The organism is Agromyces binzhouensis, assembly GCF_004135055.1.
Taxonomy (GTDB): Bacteria; Actinomycetota; Actinomycetes; order Actinomycetales; family Microbacteriaceae; genus Agromyces; species Agromyces binzhouensis.
The window spans coordinates 1-3,299 of sequence record NZ_SDPL01000360.1 but is presented as its reverse complement, the minus strand read 5'-3'; the positions used below and the strand labels follow the sequence as shown (position 1 = coordinate 3,299).

The 3,299-nt window shown below is 74.5% G+C and carries 3 protein-coding genes; all 3 read right to left on the bottom strand.

Translation table 11 applies throughout. From position 1 onward, the window contains the following. Positions 1–984, bottom strand: a 984-nt coding sequence (locus tag ESO86_RS14110) for a GAF domain-containing protein (RefSeq protein ID WP_165307878.1), incomplete at its 3' end; no start/stop codon positions are given. Between the two features lie 89 nt (positions 985–1,073). Further along, a complete protein-coding gene (locus ESO86_RS14105) occupies positions 1,074–2,147 on the bottom strand; it encodes an outer membrane protein assembly factor BamB family protein (protein WP_129235570.1) in 1,074 nt (357 codons plus the stop codon). Positions 2,148–2,180: 33 nt separating this feature from the next. After that, positions 2,181–3,299: PrsW family intramembrane metalloprotease (locus ESO86_RS14100; protein ID WP_340638862.1), on the bottom strand; the 1,119-nt coding region annotated here is incomplete at its 5' end.

Genomic DNA, 3,299 nt, shown 5'->3' with positions numbered 1-3,299 from the left:
GTCGACGTCGAGCTCGCGCCCGAGGCGGTACGGGCGCGACTCCGGCGGCGGTTCGCCCGCCGCCTCGAGCACGCGGCGCAGGCGCGTCATCTCGGCACGCAGCGTGACCGGCGACGGGTCGCCCTCGTACACGAGCGCGGCGAGGCGCTCCGCGCCGATGCCGTTCCGGTGCCATGCGAGCAGGGTCAGGATCTCGGCGTGCCGTGGACTGAGCTCGTGGGCGCCGAGGCGGGGGCGCTGCTCGCCGAGCACCGCGAGCGACGTGCGCTCGACGGGCACCGCGCGCATGCGGGAGCGGCGGATCGTGCTGCGCACCGTCGTCTCGAGGCTGGCGATGCGCAGCTCGGCCTCGACCGCCGCCACGGTCGCCGACACGAGCGACAGGGCGTGCGGCGCGACGGCGAGGTCCGTCCCCGTGATGTCGATGACGCCGAGGAGCGCTCCCGTCTCGGGGTCGTGCACCGGCGCCGCCGTGCAGCTCCAGGGGTGCACGATGCGGTTGAAGTGCTCAGCGCCGCGGATCTGCACCGCGCGGTCGAGCGTGAGCGCCGTGCCCGGCGCGCTGGTGCCGATGGTGCCCTCCGACCAGTCGGCACCGGCGACGAAGAGCATGTCCTCGGCCCGTCGACGCAGGTACGGATCGCCCTCGACCCAGAGCAGTCGGCCGTCGGCGTCGCCGACCGCGACGACGAGCCCGCTCTCGTCCGCGCCGTCGACGAGCAGGCGGCGGATCACGGGCATGACCGGGGCGAGCGCGTGGGACGCGCGGTACTCCCGGAAGGCGTCCTCGTCGAGGCCCATGCCGGGCAGCGCGCGGTCGGGGTCGATCGAACCGCGGATGGCACGCTCCCACGAGGCTCGGACGACCGGTCTCAGGCTGAGCGGCACGATTCCGGTCGCGAGCGCGTCCTCCTGGGCGCGCACCAGTCGATCGCGCAGGGAGCCGTCACCGCTCCCCCGCGGATCGTGCTGCGGCACGGGCATGCCGTCTCCGATCGCCGTCAGTTCGGAACGGGGCCATCATAGTCGTCCGCTCCGGGCGGCGCGGACCGCGGCGCCGTAGACGGTGAGGGTCAGTCGAGCGCCACGAGCGCGCCGCCGGCGATCGCGGCGTACGCCCGCGACTTCTCAGCGGCGACGCCGAGGACCGCCGATCCCGACCCGACGTCGGTGACCCACCACAGGGCTCCGGTCGCGGCGTCCATGGCCGTCGCCTCCCCCGTCGAGGTGCCCGCGACGACGACGTCCTTGCCGAACGCCACGCCCGAGACCTCCACCGGCGATCCCGCTCCCCCCGTGACATCGGTCGCCCAGAGCAGCAGGCCCGTGGCAGCGTCGAACGCGACGACCACGCCCGTCGAGGTCCCCACCGCGACCGTCGACTTGTCGGCCGCGACCGAGGTCACCGCGAGGTCGGTCCCCAGCACGCCGGCGACATCGGTCGCCCATCGCACCAGCCCCGTCGCGGCATCCATCGCCGTCGCCCCACCCGTCGAGGTCCCCGCGACGACGACGTCCTTGCCGAACGCCACGCCCGAGACCTCCACCGGCGATCCCGCTCCCCCCGTGACATCGGTCGCCCAGAGCAGCAGGCCCGTGGCAGCGTCGAACGCGACGACCACGCCCGTCGAGGTCCCCACCGCGACCGTCGACTTGTCGGCCGCGACCGAGGTCACCGCGAGGTCGGTCCCCAGCACGCCGGCGACATCGGTCGCCCATCGCACCAGCCCCGTCGCGGCATCCATCGCCGTCGCCTCACCCGTCGAGGTCCCCGCGACGACGACGTCCCTCCCGAACGCCACGCCCGAGACCTCCACCGGCGATCCCGCTCCCCCCGTGACATCGGTCATCCACAGCGGCACGCCCGTGGCGGCATCGGCCGCAACGACGACCCCGGCGCTCGTTCCGGAGAACGCCGCATCCTTGCCCGCGGCGACGGAGGTCGCGTCCAGGCCGGTCCCGACGACCGTCGCCAGGTCGGTCGCCCAGGTGACCGTGCCGTTCGACGGCGGCGCCGCGACGGCGGGGCCGACTCCGAGGCCCGCGACGAGGATCATCGATGCACCGGTCGTCGTTGCGAGCGCGCGCGTGAGCAGCATGGGCGAGACCTCCAGGTCGAAGGACACGGCGCCCCAGACGCGTCGCACGCTACACCCGGACGTGGGGGGCGGCAATGGCGATCAGCCGGAGATCGCCCGCCGGTCGCGCGCGACGGCCTCGAGCAGCGCGCGCTCGTCGGCGTGCCTGCGCACGTCGGCCCGGCCGGTCGCGATGACGTTGCGGGTGAAGGCCAGTCGCGTGGCGTCCGCGATGAACCGCTGGACCTGCGCGGTGCGCGGGGGCTGCTGCGCCCGACCCCAGGCGAGCGCGGCCCGCCTGCCGGGCCAGGTCGAGAGCCCGTCGACCTCGTCCTGGCTGAACCACCCCGCGGCCGCGTACTCGGACAGCCGGGCGCGGGTCACGCGCTGCTCCTCGCGCCGGAGCAGGACGGTCACGACGATCGCGGCGATGAAGATCGGCACCTGGACGGTGAAGTAGAGCGCGAAGGCATCGGCGAAGGCGAGGGAGCCGTTCCAGAAGGCGTGCAGCAGGATGGCGCCGATGAGCCCGACCACGAACCAGGCGATGACGCCGGCCCCGCGACCGCGCCTCGCGGCGAAGCCGATCGCGACGCCCGTGCACGCCGTGAACAGCACGTGTGCGAAGGGCGAGAACAGCCCGCGGATGATGAACGTGGTGCCGAGCTCGCCGGCGCCGCCCTCGATGAGCGCGACGCCGAAGTAGAGGATGTTCTCGGTGAAGGCGAAGCCCGCCGCCACGGTCGCGCCGTACACGAGGCCGTCGACCGGGCCGTCGAAGTGCGACCGGGCGAGCAGGAAGATGAGGAGCACGCCCGCACCCTTGGCCAGCTCCTCGACGATGGGCGCCTGCACGACGGCCTGCAGCGCCTCGTCGGTCGTCGCGCCGTCGGGCGAGGCGAAGGCGGCGAAGAGCTGCACGCCGAGGTCGACGACCAGCGCGATCGCGACCGACACGGCGGCGCCCCAGAGGAACGCGAGCCAGAGCGCCCAGCGCGGCTCGGGTTCCCAGCGGTCGACCCAGCGGACCGCGAGGAGCACGATCACCAGCGGCACGAGGGCGACGAGCGTGCCGACCGCGAGCACCGACGCGCCGAGGGCGACCGCGAGGTAGCCCGCCACGAGCAGGGCGACGAGGCCCGCGACGGCGATGAGGAGGATGATCGCGGCGCCGGCACCGAGGCCGGAGCGCGCGCGCCCGGTCGCGCGCTGCGCGAAGGC